Genomic DNA, 23,023 nt, shown 5'->3' on the forward strand with positions numbered 1-23,023 from the left:
GCCAAATATTAAGCGTACCTTTGCGGCTTAATTAATATATATACATGATAAACCCATTTAGTAAATTGGGGATAAGTGATGACGTTGTTAATGCCGTAAAGGATTTAGGTTTCGAAAATCCAACACCTATTCAGGAGCAAAGTATTCCTGTGCTGTTAGAGGGCAATAACGATTTTGTTGGTTTGGCCCAAACAGGAACAGGAAAAACAGCCGCATTCGGTTTACCTCTGTTAGAATTGATCGATTTTAAAAGCAACAAGCCTCAGGCATTAATTTTATGCCCTACAAGAGAGCTTTGCTTACAGATTACGAGCGACATCAAGAATTTCTCAAAAAACATCTCTGGTGCTAATGTCGTTGCCGTTTACGGTGGCGCAAACATTATGCAGCAATTGCGTGAAATTAGAAACGGTGTACAAATTGTTGTAGCTACACCGGGCCGTATGTTGGACATTATTGGCAGAAAAGCTATTGATTTCACGAATGTGAAATTTGTAGTCTTGGATGAAGCTGATGAGATGTTGAACATGGGTTTCCAGGAAGACATTAACGACATCTTGTCGACTACTCCTGACGACAAAAAAACATGGTTATTCTCCGCTACTATGCCTCCAGAGGTTAGAAGAATAGCTAAAAACTACATGGACTCTCCAGTAGAGTTAACCATGGGTACCAAAAACACAGGTAACGTAAATATCGAGCATGAGTACTATATCGTACGTGCAAGAGATAAATACGCTGCTTTAAAACGTATCGTAGATTTTAACCCTGAAATCTTTGCGGTAGTATTCTGTAAAACCAAAATGGATACACAGGACGTTGCTGAACACTTGATTAAAGATGGTTATAATGCGGATGCTTTACACGGAGATTTATCTCAGCAACAACGTGATAAAGTAATGCAGCGTTTCCGTGACCGCAACATGCAATTATTAATTGCTACAGATGTTGCAGCACGTGGTATTGATGTGAACAACGTAACTCACGTTGTAAATTATTCACTACCTGACGAAATTGAAAGTTATACCCACCGTAGCGGTCGTACCGGCCGTGCAGGTAAAACAGGTATTTCTATTTGTATCGTTAACTCTAAAGAACTTGGAAAAATCCGTCAGATCGAAAGAATCATTGGTAAACAATTTACTAAAGCTTCTTTACCTACAGGTTTTGACGTTTGTGAGAAACAATTGTTTGCTTTGGTTCACAAGGTTCACAATGTAGAAGTTAACGAAGCACAAATTGAGCAATACATCCCTCGTATTATGGATGAGTTTGCTGAATTGAGCAAGGAAGAAGTGATCAAACGTTTTGCATCTTTAGAGTTTAACCGCTTTTTAGAGTATTACAAAAACGCTCCTGATCTTAATTCTTCGGCTGATGATCGCGGTGAAAGAGGAGAACGTGGTGAGCGCGGTGAAAGAGGCCCTAGAGGTAGCGACGGTTACACCCGTTTGTTTATCAACTTAGGTTCGGTAGATGACTTTACAAGAGGTGACTTGTTATCTTTTGTTTGTAACAACGGTAAAATCAGTGGAAAAAGCATTGGTAAAATCGACTTAAAAGGTGTTTATTCATTCTTTGAAGTAGAAGATGCAACTGTAGATTCTCTATTCAATAATTTCAAAGGTGTTGAATTCAATAACCGTGGCGTTAGAATTGAGAAAACTGCTGATGGTGATGGCGGTAGCGGCGGTGGTCGTAGTCGTGGTGGATTCGGTGGCGGTGGTGGCAGACGCGAAGGCGGAAGCTATAGCGGCGGCGGAAGAAGCGGTGGCGGTGACAGAAGAAGCAGCGGTGGCGGCAGACGTGAAGGCGGAAGCGGCGGCGGTGGTTTCAGAGATTTCTCTGGAAGAAGCCGTGAAGATCGTGGTGGAAACACTGGCGGAAGCGGAAGACGCGAAGGCGGAGCCGGAAGTGGCGACAGAAGACGTAGATCTTAATACAACTCATATTATAAAAAACCTCCGGAGATCCCGGAGGTTTTTTTATGCCCTGAAATTTCGGTCCGACAGGAAAGCTGACATTTTTTATCACTATATTTACAGCCTAATTAACGATATGAATAATTATTTACCAACTATTACCTTCGCATTTCTCCTTTTACTGACAGGATGCAAAAAATCAAAAGAAAGCGAGACCCCACAAGTTATTGATCAAAAACCAGCCACAGAATTAGACAGACCCATTTATGTCTCCGCAACAAAAGGGAAATTTGGAAACAGAATAGTGGTTACCTGGACCCCAATCCCCAAAGCAAAAAAATATCAGCTTTTTAAGTTGAACGAGAGCACGCAGGAATATGTATTAACTAAAGAAACAACCGATACCACATTTACAGACCTTCAAATCACTAAACCCCTGACTAAAGTATATTACAAAGTCATGGTCCGCAACAGCGACACTGAATACAGTAAGTTCAGTGATCTTGATTATGGATACACCTCTGGACAGAATTACGTCCCATTCCTTAGCTTTGGAACTGAAGGAGCAGGTCAGGGACAGTTTAGCTTTGTTAATCACCTAGAAGTTGATAAAGACAACAATATCTATGTAAGTGACGAAGGAAATAATGTAGTCCATAAATTTAATCAGAAAGGTACATTTTTAGAGCGCTTTTATAATGGACAGGGAGCACGGGGCATTGTATTCCTTAACAATGGCAATGTTGTTGTCACACAGGCACAATACAGCAATCCTTATGTTAAGATCATGGACAAACAGAAAAACGTCCTGAAAGGATGGGGTACATACGGTTCAGCCGATAATCAATTCCTCAATATTGAAGAAATCACCACCGACGACGATCAGAATATATATGTCGTAGATGGCTCAAATAATCTGGTGAAAAAGTTTGATCAGAATGGTAATTTCTTACTGAAATTTCCCGGCGCAGTGCGCGCTCCCGGGCAGCAGAACGGGCCTTATCCATTCGGAATCTGCTTTTTCAAAAATAAAATCTTTGTCACTTCGCCAAGAAATGGTCAGGTTAGAGTTTATGATAAAGCAGGAAACTACATCAAAACATGGAATACGGGAGCGTCAGCAAACGCAATCAAAGGAAAAGGAGATCATCTCTATATAGCCTGTGGAGGATCTATTTTGAAAACAGACGAAGACGGATTGGTTAAAGAGGATATTGGAAGAAGTGAAATCGCCGGAGGCCACGTTAGTGGTATTGCAGTAAACAGCGACGGCGACATCATTGCACTCAATGTATCTACACGAAAAGTCATTATCTTCAAACAGCTATAATTCGCAAGCATAAAAAAGGTCGGCTCCGTTATGGAAGCCGACCTTTTTGTTTTAGCAAGGAATCTCTAATCCCCGCAAACTATTTATCTTTCTTTGCAGGACGGGTCTTGATCTGAGATTCTTTCAGATAAACCTTCCCTCCTTTTTTATTGATGTAATATTTCTTGTTTTTTCCGTTGATGTAAACATCGGACCCATCAGGAGCCATTTTGCCTTTGTAGGTCTGATCAGCAACTTTAGCCGTTCCCTTCACTGCGACTTCTGCAGTCTTGTTACCTACCTTTTTAGCCGTTTTGCTAATCGCCTGGCCAACACTTTCTTTTTTCTCCTGAGCGTTAGAGGTTAAGGCCAATGTGCTAAGGAACGCAAGGGCTAAACCCCCAAATAGATATTTTCTTTTCATGGTGAGATGTTTTTAGCTAATAACAAAATACCATAAAATTTGTTTGATTACTTAGTTCAGTTGTTCTGTCAGCAGACGCATTTCGATATGCGGAGAATGTTGTTCATAAAGAACCGCATATACCGCTCTGCTGATGGGCATATCTACTTTATATTTCTTATTGATATGGTGCATACATTTCACCGCATAATAGCCCTCAGCCACCATATTCATCTCCAGTTGCGCTGATTTCACCGTATATCCTTTACCGATCATATTTCCAAAAGTCCGGTTCCGGCTAAATTGAGAATAAGCAGTAACAAGTAAGTCTCCAAGATAAGCTGATTCTTTAATGTCCCTGGAAATCGGATGTACCGCATCCACAAAACGTTTAATTTCGCGAATTGCATTGGAGATTAAAACCGCTTGAAAGTTATCTCCATACCCTACCCCATGACAAATTCCGCTGGCTACGGCATAAATGTTTTTCAACACCGCAGCATACTCCGTTCCGAAAATATCGTCTGAAACATTTGTCTTGATATATCTGGCGCTCAATAAATTTGCAAAGATAGTTGCCAGGTCTAAATCCAGAGAGGCAATGGTCAGATAAGACAATTTTTCCAGAGCCACTTCTTCCGCATGACAAGGGCCGCTGATCACGACGATATCCTCCAAAGAAACTCCGTATTTTTGATTCAGAAACTCCCCTATGATCTGATTCTCGTCGGGCACAATCCCTTTGATCGCAGAGATCATTTTCTTGCCCTTTAACATCGCCGGGGTAACATCCTTTAAGGTTTCCTTTAAAAAGGCCGCAGGGACATTTAAAATCACGTATTCAGCCTGCTCAATAATGCTGACGATATCGCTGGAAATATGTGTTTCAGGAATTCTGATCTCCACAGAGCTCAGGTAATTTGGATTGTGCTTATATTTTTGCAAATGTGTAATCGCTTCCGCATTACGCATCCACCAATAAATCTCTTTTGCAGTCGTATTGTCTGAAAGCATTTTTACAATAGCAGTAGCCCAACTACCCCCACCAATCATTGCAACTTTAGGTATCATACAGTATTAAATAAAAAACCCCGGTTATTGTTTTAACCGGGGCAATTTACTCATTTAAAAATGATTGATAAAGTTTACTTTTTATCAGGATTGACAAACAATTGATCTTTAGTTGTTTTCTCTACTTTCATTCCATCTTTCAGTTTGTTCTGAATCGCAGAGTAAGGTCCGGATACCACTTCCTGTCCAGCTTTAAGGCCGCTTTTAATGATGATAAACTGATCGTTCTGAATTCCTGTAGTTACTTCTACCTGTTTAACTGTTCCTGCATTGAAAACATACACATATTGCTTCACCGTTTTGTCGGCCAGCTTTGTTTTCTGTTTATCTGCATTCTCATCATTACCTGCAGTTTTAGCATCTTTATTTTTATCGCTGGTAAATACCGACTGAATTGGAATGGCCAATCCTTTTACCGATTCGCTCTCGATATCCACTGTTGCCGATAAACCTGGTCTGAAAGGAGAAGGAAGGTCTTTTGCACCACCTTTAACTCCTTGATAAGAATCTGCAATGATCCTTACTTTAACCACGAAGTTCGTTACCTGATCTACTGAGGTCGTTACTGAACCGATGTCTTTGGAAGAACTTGCGATTTCAGTAACCACTCCTTTGAATTTTTTATCAGCAAAAGCATCTACTTCGATTTTCGCACTATCACCAACATTTACCCTGTTGATGTCGTTCTCGTTTACGTCTACGTTTACTTCCATGGTAGTCAGGTTGGAAATCCTCATGATCTCTGTTCCTGCCATCTGTGCCGTACCCAGGATACGGTCACCAAGCTCTACAGACAATTTAGAGATTACCCCATCTACCGGCGCATAAATCGTTGCTTTAGCCAAGTTGGCATTTGCCTCTTGTACATTGGCTCCAAATTGCTCCAGCTGGAACTTGGCAGCCACATAATCTTCTTTAGATTTAGCGACATTGGTTTTCGCAGTTAAGAAGGCCGCTTTTGCAGCATCAAACTCTGATGCAGAGATCACCTTTTTACCAACTAACTCCACATTACGTTTGTAAGTTGCTTCTGCATTTACGAAGTTTCCTTCACTTTGTTTCATCATTTGCAAAGCAGAAGCCACTCCTGCTTTCTGAGAGCTATAGGAGGCCACTGCCCTGTCATAACCCGACTTTAATACATCAGGACGAACTTTGATCAGCAACTGGCCTTTTTTAACCACATCGCCTTCTTTTACTAAAAGTTCAGTCACCTCTCCGGAAACCTCAGAGCTTAATTTCACTTCTGTTTCCGGTTGTACCTTTCCACTGGCAGTAACCGTTTCTATTACTTTTCTGTCTGCAGCTTTATCAATGGTCACTTTTTCAATTTTTTCACCACCGATAAGGCCCGTAAGCTTTGCTACAACCAGTAAAGCAATGACTACGCCTAATGTAATTAATATGGGTTTTAGTTTCATTTGTTGTTGTTTATTTATTTTATATCAAATCGAGCCTTATAATGCTTTAAAAGATGATTTGCTTGCCCAGGTAATAATCGATAACTTTTGCCCTGAAGAGTAAATCATATTTTGCCTGAATCATATCGACTTCAGCTTTATTCATGTTGGATTGGGAAGTACTGTAATCTAAGGAGTTTACCAGTCCTACCGCATAACGTTGTTCAATCACGTTGAATGCATCTTTTTGTGCCTGGAAAGTATTTGTAGTCGATTCATAACGGCTTTCCGCAGCTTTCAAATCGGCAACAGCCTGATAGATTACTTTATTCAAATTGTTTTTAGCCAACTGTTCATCAGTCTGGCTGCGTAAATAACTGATCTTAGCTTTTCTCACACTGGATCTGGCAGAAAAACCATTGAAAATAGGAATCTGAAGAGATAGTCCTACGTACTGACCAAAGTTATCACTGATCTGATCTTTAAAACGATAACTTTCAGTTACGGCAAGGGCACTTGGAGCCATTACAGCTGCATTAGTTCCTTCAACTCTTCCAATCTCTTTAAAGCCATTTGGAAGGAATCCAATCGTTGATTTTCTCCCACTTGAGTAATTCGTACTTAAACCGGCAGCAAAAGATAAAGTTGGATAATAACTACCTCTGGCGACCTCAATTCCTCTTTTTGCGGCTTCCGTACGCAAAGCAGCTAATTTAATATCCGGAAACAGCTCAGTGGCTGCATTGTAAACATCTCCTGCATTCTGATTGACTGAAGGCTTATTAAAGCTGGACAATAAGGGTGCCTGCACTTCATATTCCGTAGAAGACGGGATATCCATCAGTTGCGCAAGGGTTAGATAAGAAATGGTTAAAGTATTCTGCGCATTCGTTACATTCAGATCAGCAGTAGCCAATTGAGATTTGGCCTGAGAAAGATCTGCCAGCGTCTTATTTCCCACATCTAACAATTGCTGCTCACGAGCCAGCGTTTGCTTAGCCACCGACTGTTGTTGCTTAGATGCAGACAAAAGATCTCTGTTATACAAGATTTGAAGATAAGAGGTCACTACCTGCAAAATCAGATCGTTTTTCACTTTATCCGTATTCGTTTTATCTGCATCAAGCAAAAGTTTATTTTGTTTGATCTGGTTAAGCTTCTGAAAACCCTGAAAGATATTCACTCCTGTTGACACTCCCCCATTAAATGAGGAGAACTTTGAGCTGTTAAACTCATTGGTGGATGGATCGACACTACGTCCGAAATTGATATTGTAACTTCCATTACTGTTTAAAGTCGGAAGCAACGCATACTTGGATTGGCTTAAGTTTTCTTCAGATAAACTCTCGCTCAATTTCGATTGTTTCACCTGAAGGTTATTATTTAAAGTTTTATCTATCGCATCCTGAATAGTAATTACTTCCTGTGCCGCGGAGTTCTGCACAAAACCTGTAATCAATGCTAATGACAAAACTAAGCTGAGCTTGGGTAACGCATTAAAACTGGTAAACTTTCTCATAATTTTAATTTCACAATAATAATATAAACAACTAACTGATTTTGTAAATTTTCAGGTACAACAAAGTATTTTATTACTTTTGGACATGTACCTAGTTAAATCTCCGCTTTTACTGAAATGGTATTACCCATCTCTCATCTGGAACAAAACCCGAGCTCAAAGAGTCATTTATTTAACCTTTGACGACGGACCTATACCGGATGTTACAGACTTCGTACTAAAAACTTTAAAAAGCTTTAATGCGAAAGCCACCTTTTTTTGCATTGGCGATAATATACAAAAGCATCCCGATGTATTCGGCAGGCTAAAGTCTGAAGGGCACCGGATCGGAAACCATACTTTTAATCACTTAAAAGGTTGGAAAACGGAAGACCAGGTTTACCTTCAAAATTTCCGGCAATGCCAGGAACTGACCAACACTAATTTATTTCGTCCGCCTTACGGCAGAATTAAAAAATCACAGATTTCGAGTCTGCGCACCGAACTTCCTGAGCTACAAATTGTCATGTGGGATGTACTTAGCGGCGATTTCGACCTCAAACTCGCCCCACAAAAATGTTATGAACAGGTGATTAAACATACCGAAAACGGTTCGATCATCGTCTTTCACGACAGCCTTAAAGCTTTCGACAGGCTAAAATATGCTTTACCAAGGGCTTTACAATATTTCAGTGAACAGGGTTTCCGATTCGAAACCCTTTAATGTTCAGAGCTGTTTTAAGCTAAGCTCAGGCCAAGAATAGAAAATCACCGCAAAAAACTATCTATCAGCATTTTACAACTGAACATTCTTTTACAACTGTTCATAAACGAACAACAATGTTCGCAAACGACCAGTGTTATTCTTTTCATTCAGTTTCCAGATCTCCTGTTTATATTATTTAGAATATTTATAAATAATACAATGATCTACAGATGATGTCCTGCACCTGTTTTTTTTCGTAAATTCGCTACAAATAATTAAGAATAACTTACCCTTTTAACACATATTATCAATGGCTTTTGATATAGAAATGATCAAAAAGGTGTATGCAAACTTTGGCCCCCGTGTAGAGGCGGCCCGTAAATTAGTAGGCAGACCTTTAACACTTTCAGAAAAAATTCTTTACACCCACCTTTGGGATGGAAATACAAATACTTCTTACGTAAGAGGTACTGATTACGTAGATTTTGCTCCTGACCGTGTGGCCATGCAAGATGCAACTGCGCAAATGGCGTTACTGCAATTTATGCAGGCTGGAAGACCTCAGGCAGCTGTTCCTTCAACAGTTCATTGTGATCACCTGATCACTGCAAAATATGGTGCTGAGATTGATTTACCGGCAGCAAACACCGAAAGTAAAGAAGTTTTTGATTTCCTTGCTTCAGTTTCAAACAAATATGGTATCGGTTTCTGGAAACCAGGTGCAGGTATCATTCACCAGGTGGTATTGGAAAACTATGCTTTCCCGGGTGGTATGATGATCGGAACCGATTCTCACACTGTAAACGCAGGTGGTTTAGGTATGGTTGCCATCGGAGTAGGTGGTGCTGATGCCTGTGATGTAATGGCAGGTTTACCATGGGAGCTTAAATTCCCTAAACTGATCGGTATCAAATTAACCGGAAAATTAAACGGATGGACTTCTGCTAAAGATGTAATTCTTAAAGTTGCCGGTATCCTGACTGTAAAAGGTGGTACTGGTGCGATTGTAGAATATTTCGGTGAAGGTGCCAACAACATGAGCTGTACTGGTAAAGGAACCATTTGTAATATGGGTGCTGAAATCGGTGCAACAACTTCAACCTTCGGTTATGATGAGAGCATGGAGCGTTATTTACGTGCAACCAACAGAGCTGATGTGGCTGATGCAGCAAACGCAATTAAAGAACACTTAACAGGTGATGCAGAAGTATATGCAGAACCGGAAAAATATTTTGATCAGATCATTGAAATCAATCTTTCAGAGCTTGAGCCTTATTTGAACGGTCCTTTCACTCCGGATTTGGCTACGCCAATCTCTAAAATGAAAGAAGTTGCCGCAGCAAACGGATGGCCAATGAAAATTGATGTTGGTTTGATCGGTTCATGTACCAACTCTTCTTATGAAGACATCTCCCGTGCGGTAAGTATCGCTAAACAGGTTTCGGAAAAAGGCTTAACGGCAAAATCTGAATACTGTATCAACCCGGGATCTGAGCAGATCCGTTTCACGATTCAACGTGACGGTTTTTTAGATGTATTCGAGAAAATTGGTGCTAAAGTATTCACCAATGCCTGCGGACCATGTATTGGTATGTGGGACAGGGTTGGTTCTGAAAAACAAGAGAAAAACACCATCGTTCACTCTTTCAACAGAAACTTCGCGAAACGTGCAGATGGAAACCCGAACACCTTTGCTTTTGTAGGTTCTCCGGAACTGGTAACTGCATTGGCAATCGCTGGTGACCTAAGCTTTAACCCGCTTACAGATACCTTAACAAATGCAAATGGTGAACAGGTAAAACTGGATGCCCCATCAGGATTTGAATTGCCTCCAAGAGGTTTTGACGTAGATGATGCAGGATATCAGCAACCGGCTGCCGATGGTAGTGCTGTACAGGTATTGGTATCTCCAACTTCACACAGGCTGCAATTGCTTGATCCGTTTACACCTTGGGAAGGCACAGACCTTAAAGGTTTAAAATTACTGATCAAAGCAAAAGGAAAATGTACTACGGATCACATCTCTATGGCTGGTCCATGGTTGAAATTCCGTGGTCACCTGGACAACATCTCTAACAATATGTTGATCGGTGCAGTAAACTATTTCAATGATAAAACCGATAACGTTAAGAATGAATTAACAGGCGAATATGGTCCTGTTCCTGCAACTCAACGTGCTTATAAAGCAGAAGGAATCGGTTCTATTGTAGTTGGTGATGAAAACTATGGTGAAGGATCAAGTCGTGAGCACGCTGCGATGGAACCTCGTCACTTAGGTGTTCGCGCGGTATTGGTAAAATCTTTTGCCCGTATTCACGAAACCAACCTGAAGAAACAAGGAATGCTTGGTTTAACATTTGTCAACAAAGATGACTATGAAAAAATCCAGGAAGACGATACCATCGACATCATTGGTTTAACCACCTTTACTCCTGATGTTCCATTGACATTGGTATTGAACCATATCGATGGCACTAAAGAAGAGATTTCTGTTAACCATAGCTACAATGCACAACAGATTGAATGGTTCAAAGCAGGTGGTGCACTAAACATCATCCGCAGAGAAGCAGCATTGAAAAACGCATAGTTCAGGCTAAAAGATAATGACTAAAAGCTGTTCCTTTCCGGAGCAGCTTTTTTTATGCCTTTAGAAATTGTTGCCACCAGTACCCTGAATCTTTTATCGTACGTTTCTGCGTTTTAAAATCGTTGTACACCAGACCGAAGCGCGCATTAAACCCTTCCGCCCATTCAAAATTATCCATCAGTGTCCAGGCCATGTATCCGGTGATGTTCAATCCTTCATTTTTCGCTTTTAATAAAGCCGCCAGGTATTCCTGAAAGTAAGCGATTCTTTCTGCGTCATGAACTTTCCCTTCGTTCAGTTTATCGTGGTAAGCCGCACCATTCTCCGTGATCATTAAACTTTTGATCTTAGGGTAAGCAGCAAACTGTTTGATCACATTGTAAAAGCTGTTTCCATTGATTTCCCACCCCATGGTCGTATGGGGAACTTTCCGACTTTTAGCCTTCACTTCCCAAGCCTGAATCACCGGGATAAAGGCATTGTATTTAATCGTAAGCGGGAAATAGTTCTGAATTCCTATAAAGTCAAAATCAAAGGTTAAGCGTTCGGTATGACGCCAGGTAGAATGTTGAATAGAGAACTTCTCCATCACTTCCCAATCCGTCCCCGGATAACCCATTCCCAGGGAGGGTTCTATGAATAACCTGTTCATCAGGCAATCTACGCGTTGCGCGGCCAGCAGATCGGATTCACGCTGTGTGTAGGGAATGATTTCTGAGCAGGAAAAGCTCGTTCCGATATTTGCCTGACTCACTTCTGCCCTCAAAATGCGACCGCCATCTGCCTGTGCAATCGCCGCATGATGCACTGCCGAGAAGAAGTTCGTTAAACCTGTATTTCCCGGCGCATGGATGCCCAGCATATACCCCAGAGAGGTAAAGCCGAAAGGTTCATTCAGCACGATCCAGTTCTTTACTTTATCACCATAGGTTTTGGCACAGATAGACACAAAGGCATTAAAGATAGTGTTGATTCCAAAAGCCGTCCAGCCACCCTCCTGCTCCAAAGCTTCAGGCAGGTCCCAATGGTATAAAGTAATGTAAGGAACCAATCCATTCTCCAGACATTCATCGATTACCTGATGGTAAAAGCGAATCCCCTCTTCGTTTACGGTTCCCTCTCCATAGGGCATGATCCTTGGCCAGGAAATGGAAAAACGAAACACAGAAAAACCAAGCAGTTTGACTAAAGCAATATCTTCTTTATACTTATGATAAAAATCACAGGCGATGGTCGGGTGGTGCCCTTTTTTAATCTTGCCCGACCTGTTGGCATACGTATCCCAAATGGAAGGACCTTTTCCATAAAGATCTGCTGCCCCTTCAATCTGGGCTGCAGCGGTGGCTACTCCCCAGGAAAAATCACTCCCAAAATCTGATGCTTTAATCATATCTCTTGAATATAACAGCCAAGATGGGAATAAGGTGTTAATTTAACGTTAAGCCAATCTCCTTTAAAAGTAAAGCGGCATTAAAGGTGGTGCAGGGGCCATGTTTTAGTTTATAATCGAAGTTCATTTCTCCCTCATTGATCTGAATGTCAAAATGATAGTTCCTTACCTGCTCCGGATAATCAGCAATCATTTCTGACAGCTGCAAATCGTGGGTAGCAAATAAAGCAGGGGTCTGCTGATCGATCAGTTTCTCGATAAAGACCTTTGAGCCCAGGTATTTATCGCGGCTATTTGTTCCTCTCAGCATCTCATCAATAAGAACAAGAGAATTAGAAGAGGTCTTAATCGAATCCAGGATCATTTTCAGTCGGTTTAATTCCGCTTTAAAGGTCGAAGTCTGGTCGTTCAAAGAATCCTTGATCCGCATATAGGAAAGCACTTTAAAGATCGAAACAGACATTTCTTTCGCACAAACAGGAGCACCAGCAAAAGCCAGGACCATATTGATCCCTACTGTTCGCAGAAAAGTACTTTTTCCGGCCATATTAGAGCCTGTTACAATATCTACTGTTGGATGTGGGTTTAAAGCAAAATCGTTCAGCACACGCGTTCTCTGAGGAATCAGCGGATGTCCGAGTTCAGATGTCCGGAGATGGAACGTATCTTCTATAGACGGCAGATTCCAATCCGGCTGGTTATGGGTCAGGGTAGCAAAAGAAATCAGCTCCTCAAACTTACAGACCCGGTCTAAGCCCTCCAATACTTCATTTGCATATTTGCTATGCCAATCGGCAAGATTTACAGAACATTTAAGGTCCCACAATAAAAACAGGTTTAAAAATGCACTCAGAATGATATTCAATCTTGCGTCAAAGGCCTGAATGATCTTCGTCAGCTGTCTGATCTGATGGCTCACCTGAAGTCCTTCCTGTTGTGCAGGAAAGAGATTTTTAATATAAAGGCTGCTCCATTTCACTTCTTCCGTCCAATTGATCGTTCCGGAGAAGGCATTTAAAAGATTGGAACTGCCGGAGAAACCATAATAAACCTGATTGATGTCTTTCAGGTTAAAAAAGGTAAGCCCCATATTAAACACTGCCGCCAGACCAAAGATCTGCCATGCCGCGCCGCCGAAGATCATGCCTGCTATGAGCAAAGCCAACATCAAAAATGGCACTGCCTTTATATATAATTTCAAAAAGCGCTTATTGGTAAACAGCAACTGCTCCGGCAATTGATATTTCAGTTTATTCTGAATGACCGTCAGTTGTTCCGGTTTATGGTTTTGCAGCTCTGCACGAAAATGAAAGGTTTGGTCGATATGAGTATAGAGTTCCCTGATTGCTTCCTGCCTGTCCAGAATGGTCTTTTTATCATTCGGCCGACTAAAACTATCCGCCAGTAAGTCCATTCCCTTTTGTGTATTACAACGGTTGGTAAACGCATATAAAGAACCTGCACCAAAGATATCCAGGTCTGAAGCATAAGGATGCTGCTCATCCTGATAGGCCTCACCATTGTGATAGCCATTTTTACCAAAAAGCAACTGATCTGCTTCATTCTGATAAATCCATAACAACTGTCCGGCATAGGTTAACTCGTTCTGCACCGCACTTTGCTTTTTTACCAGCAGCATAAACAGTAAAAGAGGAACAACCAGCAAACCTGTAAGAACTGGATTAAAACCAATATTGATGATGAGGGCAATGATCAGAATTTCGGCGATAAACAGCCCTAAACGGGAAAAGGAGATCTTATTTAACTTCTTTTTAAGATCTATAATGCGGCTTTCCTGTGTTTTAATGTTATTTTGGTAGTCGTTTAAAATACTATCTTTTGTTTTTACCATTATCTTTGGATGTGCTCTAAATGGGTAAATATAGGGATTAGAATATACACTTAATGAAAATTACATTACTGGTTGTTGGAAAAACCGAAGATAAATACCTGATCGAAGGGATTGATAAATATTTAAAGCGGCTAAAGCACTATATCGGGTTTAACCTGGTGGTAATTCCAGATGTCAAGAATACTAAAAACCTGACGGAAGCCCAGCAGAAAACAAAGGAAGCGGAGCTGATTTTAAAGCAGGTCAGTAATTTGGATACGGTCATCCTTATGGATGAGAAAGGAAAGAAATACACTTCTGTCTTATTCTCCAATTACCTGAATAAACAAATGATCGGCAGTGTGCAGCACCTTGTCTTTATCATTGGTGGTCCTTATGGTTTTGATGAAACAGTATACCAAAGGGCAAATGGGAGCATGTCTTTGTCTGACATGACCTTTTCTCACCAAATGGTGCGTTTATTCTTTGTGGAGCAACTTTACCGGGCATTCAGTATTTTAAAAGGCGAACCTTATCACCACGAATAAAATGTACTGGGTTTGTGGAAAACCAATACAAACATCATCATCTATAAAAAAGGAGTTATTATGCAATTGCCAAGTGATTTTAAAAGAGAGTACAAATTTAGAAGCGACAAGAAACGGGACCGCCTGAGTTATATTATTGCTATAGTAGTGTCCATCATTGCCTTCATTCTGATCTGGTTTTTTCTCTAAATAAAAAGCCGGACCTCAGGAGATCCGGCTTTTATATACCTGATGAAGTTTCTAAACTCCTTTTTTGCTGGTCATATTGGCTTTCTTAGCCGGCTGAGCAGTTTTGCTTGGCGCTTTTGCATTAGATGGCTTTGGAGTTGCTTTAGGCTTCTTCTCTACCTTATCTTCTGCTTTTACACCTTCATGATCTACCGCTTCTTTAGGTGCCTCTTCACTGAAAAGTGGCATATCTTTTAACAAATGGTACCATGAAACGATTTTCTTCATATCCGAAGTATATACTTTCTCCTGGTCGTGACCCGGAGCAACTTCTAAGAAAAACGCTTTCAATTCTTTTACATCAGCTTTTGCATCAGGAACGTTTCCTTTAGCCGCAACGATATTGGCTAAAACATCCAATAGCTTCAAATCGTCGTCCTCGCCATATACGGTAATATCTTCTAATGACGCAAGTTTAGTTGTAGTAATATTAGCTACAATTTTAACCTTTTGAGCATCCAGACTTTCTAAAACGTATCCGCCTTTGTTTTGCCCTACAAGCTTAAATAGACCTGGTCTTCCAGATACTGCAACGATTCCTCTTAAATTCATATAAATTGTCTTTTTTTGAGAAGTAAGAAACTAGTCTTCTATTACTTCTATCCCTATAATCTTATCTCCTTGTTTGATATCGTCAACAATATCAACATTTTCTATTACTTTTCCGAAACAAGTATGATTCCTGTCTAAATGAGCAGTATTAGTCCTGCTGTGGCATACAAAGAATTGTGAACCACCAGTATTTCTACCTGCATGTGCCATAGACAACACACCACGATCATGGAATTGGTTCTCACCGGTCAATTCGCAATCAATTTTGTATCCCGGACCACCAGTACCTGCTAAATGTGCTTTAGCCGGGTCTTTAGAGTTAGGACATCCACCCTGAATAACGAAGTCAGCAATCACCCTGTGGAAAGTAATGCCATCATAAAATCCTTCTGAAGCTAATTTCTTAAAGTTAGCAACGGTATTTGGCGCATCCTGATCATAGAACTGAACGGTCATATTGCCTTTATCTGTTTTTATTATTGCTTTGCTCATGATAATTTTTTGTAAATGCCAAATTTAGTAAATTGAAATGATTACTGAATAGTAAATTAATAGTAAAAAAGCAGAGATACTGATTATCGTCTATAAACGTTTATTAAGCACAATAATTTTATTATAGGTTTATAAAAAATTACATTCGCATATACCCGATTAAAGTATGGCCCTTAAAAAAACTTACCTCCTGTTTTTTCTCTTGATTTTTAGCCTCGGTCTGAAGGCCTCTTCTATCTTGATTTTTATGGATGAAGATCAGAAGAACCACCTAAAAGCATATGGCATTGCCTATTGGAGCATCAAGCAAAAGGCTGATGTAAGCTGGCTTTTAAACTATAGAGGAGGCAGTTTTTTAATTCAGTACCATAAGGGTATAGAGGAAGAATGTAAAACCAGGGGCGTTTCTTATCAGGTGTTGGCGGATGGAAAGGTCACGGCCATATTAAATGAAATCAGTGACCCGGAGGTGAATATGGAAGTGGTAAAGCTAGAGAAATCGCCTAAAATTGCGGTCTACTCTCCCAAAAGTAAACTTCCATGGGATGATGCCGTGACCATGGTGCTGACCTATGCGGAGATTCCTTATGAGGTGGTTTATGATGATGAGGTCTTGAAAGACAAACTTTCCGGTTACGACTGGTTACACCTGCACCATGAGGATTTTACCGGACAATACGGACGTTTTTGGAGCGCTTTCAGAAATGCGACCTGGTATCGGGAAGATGTCAAAAATCAGGAAGCAACGGCAAAGAGAAACGGCTTCAATAAAGTTTCTGAGATGAAGTTGGCGGTAGCGAAAAGAATCAAAGAATTCTGTGCCGGAGGAGGCTTCCTATTCGCTATGTGCTCCGGAACAGACAGTTTTGACATCGCACTAAGTGCCGATGGCGTAGACATTTGCGAAAGCATGTTCGATGGAGATAGCGCAGATCCGCAGGCACAGGCAAAGCTGAATTTCAATAAAACCTTTGCATTCAAAGATTTCAGGCTTGATGTAAACCCTAATAATTATGAATTTTCTGATATTGATGTCACCCAGACCAGGACATTAACACAGTCCAATGATTACTTTACGCTATTTGATTTCTCTGCAAAATGGGACCTTGTACCCACCATGCTGACCCAAAACCACGAGAAAGTGATCAAAGGTTTTATGGGCCAGACTACCGCTTTTAAGAAGTCGCTGGTAAAACCAAACATTACTGTATTGGGAGAAAATAAAGGAGCGGAAGAAGTGCGGTACCTGAACGGGGAAATCGGAAAAGGACAGTTTACCTTTTACGGTGGTCATGATCCGGAAGATTATCAACATGCCGTAGGTGATCCGCCAACGGACCTGAACCTGCATCCCAACTCTCCCGGCTATAGACTGATCTTAAATAATGTGTTATTTCCTGCGGCCAAAAAGAAACCGCAGAAAACTTAATCGTAGAAACTCCAGCTCACACCGAACTTAAACAGTACACGGTCCATCATTGGATAACGGTTCACAGAATAGTAGCCTTTGGAGAGCAGCCCCTGATTCGCATAATCTGTTTTCACAAACAGGTTCGCTTTTCTCAGACTTGCTTTCACCCAAACATCTACAATTGGATAAGAATCAAAGGTCCTTCCCTCCCCTACATAAAACTGTCCTGCAGGAGCAGAATAAGAATAGTTTTTATAAGGGGTATTGTACCTGACATCAAGACCCACATTTGTTTTCAAGGTCTTAAAGAAAGTATGATCCAGATAAATACTCGCAAAGGCATACACCTCGGGAGTTCTCAGGATATTGGGATTGTCTGTTTTCTGATAAACCAGGTAACTGTCCACATTAAACTTACCGAAGTTGAGTTTCTTACCCAGCGTGATTTTTAACAGGTTTAAACTTCCCTGTTGTGCGGGGGCAATTTTATTGGCATTCTTTTTATAAAAATCTTCTTCCGACATAGTCGGAACACCATCTTTCAGGGGTATTGCAGGCATGGTAAAATACAGATAATCGTTAATCAAATAGTATTCAGCAGCAGCTTCAAACTTCAACTTATCATGGTAGTATTTAAAAGACAGATTAATGGTTTTTGTTCTGTTAAAAGATTCCAGCCAATTGTAATGATTTCCAAAATACCGATTATATACCTCTTCGGGAGATTTATTCTGAAAATATCCACCCAATACAATTCTGCCCACCGACTTACTCAATAATACATTACTCTTTGCCTCATAGAGAAAATCTCCGCTATTTCTTCCCTGAAAAATCTGCTGTACATCTACATTCAGGTCAATGCGGCTACTGAACCTGTAACCCGCTGAACCCAATAGCGTCACATTCTGAAAAGTAGACCTAAAGTCGTAATAAGGACTTTTCCTGTCCGCATAATACACTCCCTGGTTATACTTATAAAAATCATGTCTGATCCCTGCATCCAGCTTCAGCTCATTCTTAATGATTGAATTTCCTTTTGCCCGCAGAAAAAAGCTATACATAAACTCATTCTGTACGTTCATATATCGGGTACTGTCATAGGTAAAAGAGACATCTGCAATACCTGTAGGAATTGCAGTGCCATCATCGCTGGTTCCTTTATGGAAAGTATAGGAGTTTTGACTGTATTTAAAAGTATAGGCAATTTTATTCGTAGGCAGGATCTTTTGGCTGATTTCCTGCGCGAGGCTATCGATACGTCCTACAAAATAAGTTTGCTTGATCATGAAGGTATTTCCTCTATAGATGTGTCCCGCATCCGACAAACGGACATTCTCAGACAAATGGGCCAGCCCTAAAGTCGGCGATTTACTGGTGTAAATCTCATCATTATACACCGAACCATTTTCGCGCGCCTTGAGCGTGTTAAAAATGGCACTCACCCATAAATTATATCGTTTATTAGGACTTTGATACCAGTTAAAAAGGTCCGCATTTAAGTGATCTCCACGCTGGCGGGTATAGTATCCATTCGCACCGATCCTATTAAAATTGGCACCGATATTCCAGTTTGGCTTAATATTTTGGGAATGGGTCACCCTAAATATCGCTTCAGTTTCCCCCGCAGAAGCGAAATAAAGATTGGTAAAGGGGGTCCTAGCCTGATAGTATTTAATGTCGTCATGTCCGATAGCATAAAAATCCAGGGAGTGGAATCCGGCATCAAATCCAATGGTCTTCAAAGGTTCAAAAAGCATGGGCATAGCTGCCAGTCCGAGGTTACCCGTTCCGATAGTAGGTCTTCTTGGCTGGGCAATCATACTGAAATTCTGAAAGCCGTTTAAGCTGGTGTCCAGCGCTAGAGTCTGAATGCTGTCTTTGGTCAGCTTCAGTGTCGTATAACGAATAAAACGGGAAGTAAAAATAACAGAGTCTAATCCATTTTCTTCTTTCTTTCTCAAAGAGTCCAGTAGTTTATTATCGTTCACCTTGGTCTTTAGATCCTGGGCAAACAAAGCCCCTGTCCCCAAGATGAGAAAGCAAAAAACAAATAAAGCAATGCTTTTATACATTATAAAGTTGAGATTAATTGGCTCAGTATTTTTGTCATTTTAGGTTCCGCGATTCTTGCGGTTTCAATAATCTCTTCCAGGCTTACCGGTTGTAATACCTCAGTAAATCCTTCATCAGTTAACACGGAAATGGCAAACACAGGAATTCCCATATGGTTGGCCACAATGACTTCCGGAACGGTACTCATCCCCACCGCATCGCCACCTATGATTCTCAGGTAATTGTACTCTGCTTTTGTTTCCAGGTTTGGGCCGGTCACGGCAATATATACGCCCTGGTGACAACTAATCTCATTTTCTTTGGCAATTTCCAATGCCTGTTTCACCAAAGAGCGCTGATAAGGCTGGCTCATATCCGGGAAGCGAGGTCCCATATCTGTATCATTCCTACCACGTAAAGGACTCTCCGGCTGTAGGTTGATATGGTCATTGATCACCATCAGGTCGCCTTTTTTAAAATCTTTATTCAGGGAACCCGCAGCATTGGACACAAAGAGATGAGCAATACCCAAAGCCTTCATCACACGGATTGGAAAGGTGATCTGCTGCATGCTGTATCCTTCATAATAATGTAAGCGGCCTTGCATGGCCACCACACGTTTTCCATTCAGGATTCCGAATATCAGTTTACCGGAATGAAACTCCAGAGTAGAAATAGGAAAATTAGGGATGTTGGAATACATCAGCTGATGCTTAACCTCGATCTCGCTAACCAGTCCGCCAAGGCCTGTTCCTAAGACAATGCCGATCTCCGGTTGGAAATCTTCTGTTTTACGCTTTAAATATTCAACGGTTTCGTGTATGACTTGAAACATAATCTAAAATCTTTTGATCAAATGTAGTTTTATCTTTTGCTCTTATCCCTATCTGAATAGGTAAATAAAAGAGCGGTAAATTTAACAGTAATTCTTTTAAAGTATCACCTAATAAACGTTGCGCATCCTTTTCTGTTGTGATGATGATTTTTTCTGCAGAAGGATCCTGCTCAAAAGCATGGATCAGCTCCATAATGTCCTTTTCTTTGAAGCGGTAATGATCCGGATAATCATGGTGACGAATGTCTTCAGTATATTGCCCTAAATGCGACAAAAGCGGTTTTGGATTTGCAATCCCCGTCAACAGGAAGATGGTTGTTTTCTCCGAAAGAGAAGAACAGCTGCGTTGTTCTCCGGCAATCAAAGGAATAAGGTCCTGATAAACGAGAGAAGAAAATACAGTCTGCTCTTTCCATTGCCCACCGAACTTAGCCAGACATTTTGCTTCCTGCGCCGGGCTTATCGTTTCGGGTGTCTTGGTGATCAGGATGGAATCGGCTCTCTTATATCCCGAAAAGATTTCCCTCAGGTTCCCTGCAGGCAGCAGGAATTGCGGATGCCGTAATTTTTCAAATTCAAATAACAGGATACTAAACCCGGGACGGATGGCCCGGTGCTGATAGGCATCATCCAGAATGATGAGGTCGTGCTGAGCTTCCAAGAGCCGGACTCCTGTTACCCGGTCTTCACACACTGCCACGGTGACTTCCGGAAATTTCCGGTAAAACTGCATGGGCTCATCGCCAATCCTTTCGGCGGTTGCCCTTTCATCTGCCAGGATAAACCCTTTCGTCTTCCGGCCGTAGCCCCTGCTCAGAATCGCAATGCGATGACCTGGAAAAAGACGAACAAGATATTCTGTCACAGGACTTTTACCGGAGCCCCCAACGACGAGATTCCCCACACAAATGACTGGAATATCAAAGCCTTCGGACGAAAAAATCCGTGCATCATATAGCTTGTTTCTCACAAAAACCACAATCCCATAAAGGATGGAAAAAGGAAATAACAGTAACCGTAGGTATTTAATCATGCTGAGCTTCAAAAATAAGAATTATAGCGCGCATTGTATGAAGTTAATACATATTCAGGGCTACCAGCCAACAAAATAAAAGGCTATCTTTGTGCAAACAATATTTTATATCATGCTTAAAGGATTTTTTAACGTACCCACTCCGACCAATGAGCCGATTTTAGGCTATGCTCCCGGAAGTAAAGAACGTGAACTTTTGAAGGCTGCAATAGCCGATGCCCGCTCTAAAAAAATTGACATCCCAATGTACATTGACGGGAAGGAAGTGCATACGGAAAATAAAGGAAAAGCAACTCCTCCACACGACCATCAGCACATTCTTGCTGAATACAGTAAGGGGAATAAAGACCATGTAAAACAAGCTATTGATGCCGCTCTGGCCGCAAAAGCAAACTGGGAAAATCTGGCATGGGAACATCGTGCAGCGATCTTCTTAAAAGCAGCCGATCTTATTGCCGGACCATACCGTTATAAACTGAATGCAGCAACCATGTTGGGACAGTCGAAAAATGCCTATCAGGCAGAGATTGATTCGGCATGTGAGCTGATCGACTTCCTTCGTTTTAACGTAAGTTATATGTCGGAAATCTATAAACAACAACCTCCGGTTTCCCCTAAAGGATCATGGAACAGGGTAGAACAACGTCCTTTAGAAGGATTCGTATTCGCTTTAACCCCATTCAACTTTACGGCAATCGCTGGAAACCTGCCAACATCCGCAGCAATGATGGGAAATGTGGTAGTTTGGAAACCCGCAAATACACAAATCTATTCTGCAAATGTATTGATGCAGATCTTCAGAGAAGCAGGATTGCCTGATGGCGTAATCAACCTGGTTTATGTTTCCGGACCGGAAGCAGGTGAAGTGATCTTCAACCATCCTGACTTTGCAGGTATTCACTTTACAGGATCTACAGGCGTATTCCAGGACATCTGGAAAACAATTGGAAATAACATTCATAAATTTAAAACTTACCCACGTATCGTTGGTGAAACAGGTGGTAAAGATTTTATCCTTGTTCATGGTTCAGCAGAAGCAGAATCATCCAGCACAGCGATCATCCGCGGTTCATTTGAATACCAGGGACAAAAATGTTCTGCTGCTTCACGTGTTTATGTAGCAAAAAGCATCTGGCCTAAGGTCAAAGAATTTATGTTGCGCGACTTAGCGACCTTCAAAATGGGCGGAACAGAAGATTTTGGCAATTTCATCAATGCAGTAATCGATGGCAACTCTTTCGATAAACTGACAAAATATATCGATGAGGCTAAAAACGATAAATCTGTAGAGGTCATTGCAGGTGGTAACTACGATAAATCTAAAGGATACTTCATTGAACCTACAGTATTGGTAGTTCAGGATCCTAAGTATGTGACCATGTGCGAAGAGTTATTCGGACCAGTATTGACATTATATGTTTATGACGATGAAGAGTTCGATCAGATCCTAGATATCGTAGACAGCACTTCTATCTATGCCTTAACTGGTGCAGTGATTGCTCAGGATCGTTATGCGATTGAAAAAGCAACACACCGTTTGAGAAATGCAGCAGGTAACTTCTACATCAATGATAAATGTACAGGTGCCGTTGTTGGTCAGCAGCCATTTGGTGGTGCCAGAGGTTCAGGTACGAATGATAAAGCAGGATCAATGATCAACCTTTTACGTTGGGTTTCTCCACGTACGATCAAAGAAACTTTCGATCCACCAAAAGATTACCGTTACCCGTTCTTGTCTAACGACTAGAATTTTTA

General features: G+C 41.1%; 18 protein-coding genes. 7 read left to right on the forward strand and 11 right to left on the reverse strand.

Annotated elements, in window-relative coordinates; all coding sequences use genetic code 11:
- Positions 1–44: 44 nt before the first annotated feature.
- Entirely contained in the window at positions 45–1,940 is a 1,896-nt protein-coding gene (locus AAFF35_RS25910) for a DEAD/DEAH box helicase (RefSeq protein WP_342329413.1), read from the forward strand.
- 118 nt (positions 1,941–2,058) lie between these two features.
- Positions 2,059–3,252 (forward strand): hypothetical protein, encoded by a 1,194-nt coding sequence (locus tag AAFF35_RS25915; RefSeq protein ID WP_342329414.1) that lies wholly within the window; start codon positions 2,059–2,061, stop codon positions 3,250–3,252.
- 79 nt (positions 3,253–3,331) lie between these two features.
- Here the strand turns inward: AAFF35_RS25915 and AAFF35_RS25920 are convergent, their stop codons facing one another.
- The 4 genes from AAFF35_RS25920 to AAFF35_RS25935 all read right to left on the reverse strand — a co-directional run bounded on the left by AAFF35_RS25920 (position 3,332) and on the right by AAFF35_RS25935 (position 7,624).
- The gene (locus AAFF35_RS25920) at positions 3,332–3,655 is read right to left on the reverse strand and encodes a hypothetical protein (protein ID WP_342329415.1); all 324 of its coding nucleotides are present in this window, start codon (positions 3,653–3,655) and stop codon (positions 3,332–3,334) included.
- Positions 3,656–3,706: 51 nt separating this feature from the next.
- Positions 3,707–4,705 carry an NAD(P)H-dependent glycerol-3-phosphate dehydrogenase gene (locus AAFF35_RS25925; RefSeq protein ID WP_342329416.1) on the reverse strand — a complete coding sequence of 333 codons (999 nt, stop codon included), beginning with the start codon at positions 4,703–4,705 and terminating at the stop codon, positions 3,707–3,709.
- Positions 4,706–4,779: 74 nt separating this feature from the next.
- A complete protein-coding gene (locus tag AAFF35_RS25930) occupies positions 4,780–6,126 on the reverse strand; it encodes an efflux RND transporter periplasmic adaptor subunit (RefSeq protein WP_342329417.1) in 1,347 nt (448 codons plus the stop codon).
- A 46-nt stretch (positions 6,127–6,172) separates the two neighbouring features.
- Entirely contained in the window at positions 6,173–7,624 is a 1,452-nt protein-coding gene (locus tag AAFF35_RS25935; protein WP_342329418.1) for a TolC family protein, read from the reverse strand.
- Between the two features lie 85 nt (positions 7,625–7,709).
- On the opposite strand from AAFF35_RS25935, the gene AAFF35_RS25940 reads away from it, so the two are divergent.
- On the forward strand, positions 7,710–8,327 hold the full coding sequence (locus AAFF35_RS25940) for a polysaccharide deacetylase family protein (RefSeq protein ID WP_342329419.1): 618 nt from the start codon (positions 7,710–7,712) through the stop codon (positions 8,325–8,327).
- A gap of 292 nt (positions 8,328–8,619) precedes the next feature.
- On the forward strand, positions 8,620–10,896 hold the full coding sequence (locus tag AAFF35_RS25945; RefSeq protein ID WP_342329420.1) for an aconitate hydratase: 2,277 nt from the start codon (positions 8,620–8,622) through the stop codon (positions 10,894–10,896).
- A gap of 52 nt (positions 10,897–10,948) precedes the next feature.
- Here AAFF35_RS25945 and AAFF35_RS25950 read toward each other — a convergent pair whose 3' ends face one another.
- A complete protein-coding gene (locus tag AAFF35_RS25950; RefSeq protein WP_342329421.1) occupies positions 10,949–12,286 on the reverse strand; it encodes a GH1 family beta-glucosidase in 1,338 nt (445 codons plus the stop codon).
- A 37-nt stretch (positions 12,287–12,323) separates the two neighbouring features.
- Positions 12,324–14,138, reverse strand: a complete 1,815-nt coding sequence (locus AAFF35_RS25955; RefSeq protein WP_342329422.1) for a DNA mismatch repair protein MutS — start codon at positions 14,136–14,138, stop codon at positions 12,324–12,326.
- Positions 14,139–14,191: 53 nt separating this feature from the next.
- On the opposite strand from AAFF35_RS25955, the gene rlmH reads away from it, so the two are divergent.
- The gene (gene rlmH, locus AAFF35_RS25960; protein WP_342329423.1) at positions 14,192–14,665 is read left to right on the forward strand and encodes a 23S rRNA (pseudouridine(1915)-N(3))-methyltransferase RlmH; all 474 of its coding nucleotides are present in this window, start codon (positions 14,192–14,194) and stop codon (positions 14,663–14,665) included.
- A 240-nt stretch (positions 14,666–14,905) separates the two neighbouring features.
- Here rlmH and AAFF35_RS25965 read toward each other — a convergent pair whose 3' ends face one another.
- Both AAFF35_RS25965 and AAFF35_RS25970 read right to left on the reverse strand, forming a co-directional pair.
- Positions 14,906–15,445 carry a DUF5606 domain-containing protein gene (locus AAFF35_RS25965; protein ID WP_342329424.1) on the reverse strand — a complete coding sequence of 180 codons (540 nt, stop codon included), beginning with the start codon at positions 15,443–15,445 and terminating at the stop codon, positions 14,906–14,908.
- Positions 15,446–15,475: 30 nt separating this feature from the next.
- The gene (locus AAFF35_RS25970) at positions 15,476–15,937 is read right to left on the reverse strand and encodes a peptidylprolyl isomerase (protein ID WP_342329425.1); all 462 of its coding nucleotides are present in this window, start codon (positions 15,935–15,937) and stop codon (positions 15,476–15,478) included.
- Between the two features lie 166 nt (positions 15,938–16,103).
- Here AAFF35_RS25970 and AAFF35_RS25975 point away from each other — a divergent pair, with 166 nt between their 5' ends.
- Positions 16,104–17,366, forward strand: coding sequence for an asparagine synthetase B (locus tag AAFF35_RS25975; protein ID WP_342329426.1), 1,263 nt, complete (start codon positions 16,104–16,106; stop codon positions 17,364–17,366).
- Here the strand turns inward: AAFF35_RS25975 and AAFF35_RS25980 are convergent.
- From AAFF35_RS25980 to lpxK, 3 genes are read right to left on the reverse strand one after another with little or no spacing between them, the layout of a single operon-like run.
- Positions 17,363–19,420, reverse strand: a complete 2,058-nt coding sequence (locus AAFF35_RS25980; RefSeq protein ID WP_342329427.1) for a putative porin — start codon at positions 19,418–19,420, stop codon at positions 17,363–17,365. The two genes, AAFF35_RS25975 and AAFF35_RS25980, sit on opposite strands and share 4 nt — an antisense overlap.
- Entirely contained in the window at positions 19,420–20,235 is an 816-nt protein-coding gene (locus tag AAFF35_RS25985; protein WP_342329428.1) for a purine-nucleoside phosphorylase, read from the reverse strand. The genes AAFF35_RS25980 and AAFF35_RS25985 overlap by 1 nt, the downstream gene beginning before the upstream one ends.
- Positions 20,207–21,268, reverse strand: coding sequence for a tetraacyldisaccharide 4'-kinase (gene lpxK, locus AAFF35_RS25990; protein ID WP_342329429.1), 1,062 nt, complete (start codon positions 21,266–21,268; stop codon positions 20,207–20,209). The genes AAFF35_RS25985 and lpxK overlap by 29 nt, the downstream gene beginning before the upstream one ends.
- Before the next feature lie 112 nt (positions 21,269–21,380).
- On the opposite strand from lpxK, the gene pruA reads away from it, so the two are divergent.
- Positions 21,381–23,015: an L-glutamate gamma-semialdehyde dehydrogenase gene (gene pruA / locus AAFF35_RS25995; protein WP_342329430.1), complete on the forward strand. Its 1,635-nt coding sequence runs from the start codon at positions 21,381–21,383 to the stop codon at positions 23,013–23,015.
- The last annotated feature ends 8 nt before the right edge of the window (positions 23,016–23,023 follow it).

The organism is Pedobacter sp. FW305-3-2-15-E-R2A2 (assembly GCF_038446955.1).
GTDB lineage: Bacteria > Bacteroidota > Bacteroidia > Sphingobacteriales > Sphingobacteriaceae > Pedobacter.

Excerpts from the sequence above, each read along its gene's own strand:
- AAFF35_RS25985 (WP_342329428.1), bottom strand. The coding sequence starts at position 20,235 with ATGTTTCAAGTCATACACGAAACCGTTGAATATTTAAAGCGTAAAACA.
- AAFF35_RS25970 (WP_342329425.1), bottom strand. The coding sequence starts at position 15,937 with ATGAGCAAAGCAATAATAAAAACAGATAAAGGCAATATGACCGTTCAG.
- AAFF35_RS25930 (WP_342329417.1), bottom strand. The coding sequence starts at position 6,126 with ATGAAACTAAAACCCATATTAATTACATTAGGCGTAGTCATTGCTTTA.
- AAFF35_RS25965 (WP_342329424.1), bottom strand. The coding sequence starts at position 15,445 with ATGAATTTAAGAGGAATCGTTGCAGTATCTGGAAGACCAGGTCTATTT.
- AAFF35_RS25940 (WP_342329419.1), top strand. The coding sequence starts at position 7,710 with ATGTACCTAGTTAAATCTCCGCTTTTACTGAAATGGTATTACCCATCT.
- AAFF35_RS25935 (WP_342329418.1), bottom strand. The coding sequence starts at position 7,624 with ATGAGAAAGTTTACCAGTTTTAATGCGTTACCCAAGCTCAGCTTAGTT.
- AAFF35_RS25975 (WP_342329426.1), top strand. The coding sequence starts at position 16,104 with ATGGCCCTTAAAAAAACTTACCTCCTGTTTTTTCTCTTGATTTTTAGC.
- lpxK (WP_342329429.1), bottom strand. The coding sequence starts at position 21,268 with ATGATTAAATACCTACGGTTACTGTTATTTCCTTTTTCCATCCTTTAT.
- rlmH (WP_342329423.1), top strand. The coding sequence starts at position 14,192 with ATGAAAATTACATTACTGGTTGTTGGAAAAACCGAAGATAAATACCTG.
- AAFF35_RS25925 (WP_342329416.1), bottom strand. The coding sequence starts at position 4,705 with ATGATACCTAAAGTTGCAATGATTGGTGGGGGTAGTTGGGCTACTGCT.
- pruA (WP_342329430.1), top strand. The coding sequence starts at position 21,381 with ATGCTTAAAGGATTTTTTAACGTACCCACTCCGACCAATGAGCCGATT.
- AAFF35_RS25910 (WP_342329413.1), top strand. The coding sequence starts at position 45 with ATGATAAACCCATTTAGTAAATTGGGGATAAGTGATGACGTTGTTAAT.
- AAFF35_RS25955 (WP_342329422.1), bottom strand. The coding sequence starts at position 14,138 with ATGGTAAAAACAAAAGATAGTATTTTAAACGACTACCAAAATAACATT.
- AAFF35_RS25950 (WP_342329421.1), bottom strand. The coding sequence starts at position 12,286 with ATGATTAAAGCATCAGATTTTGGGAGTGATTTTTCCTGGGGAGTAGCC.
- AAFF35_RS25915 (WP_342329414.1), top strand. The coding sequence starts at position 2,059 with ATGAATAATTATTTACCAACTATTACCTTCGCATTTCTCCTTTTACTG.
- AAFF35_RS25920 (WP_342329415.1), bottom strand. The coding sequence starts at position 3,655 with ATGAAAAGAAAATATCTATTTGGGGGTTTAGCCCTTGCGTTCCTTAGC.
- AAFF35_RS25980 (WP_342329427.1), bottom strand. The coding sequence starts at position 19,420 with ATGTATAAAAGCATTGCTTTATTTGTTTTTTGCTTTCTCATCTTGGGG.
- AAFF35_RS25945 (WP_342329420.1), top strand. The coding sequence starts at position 8,620 with ATGGCTTTTGATATAGAAATGATCAAAAAGGTGTATGCAAACTTTGGC.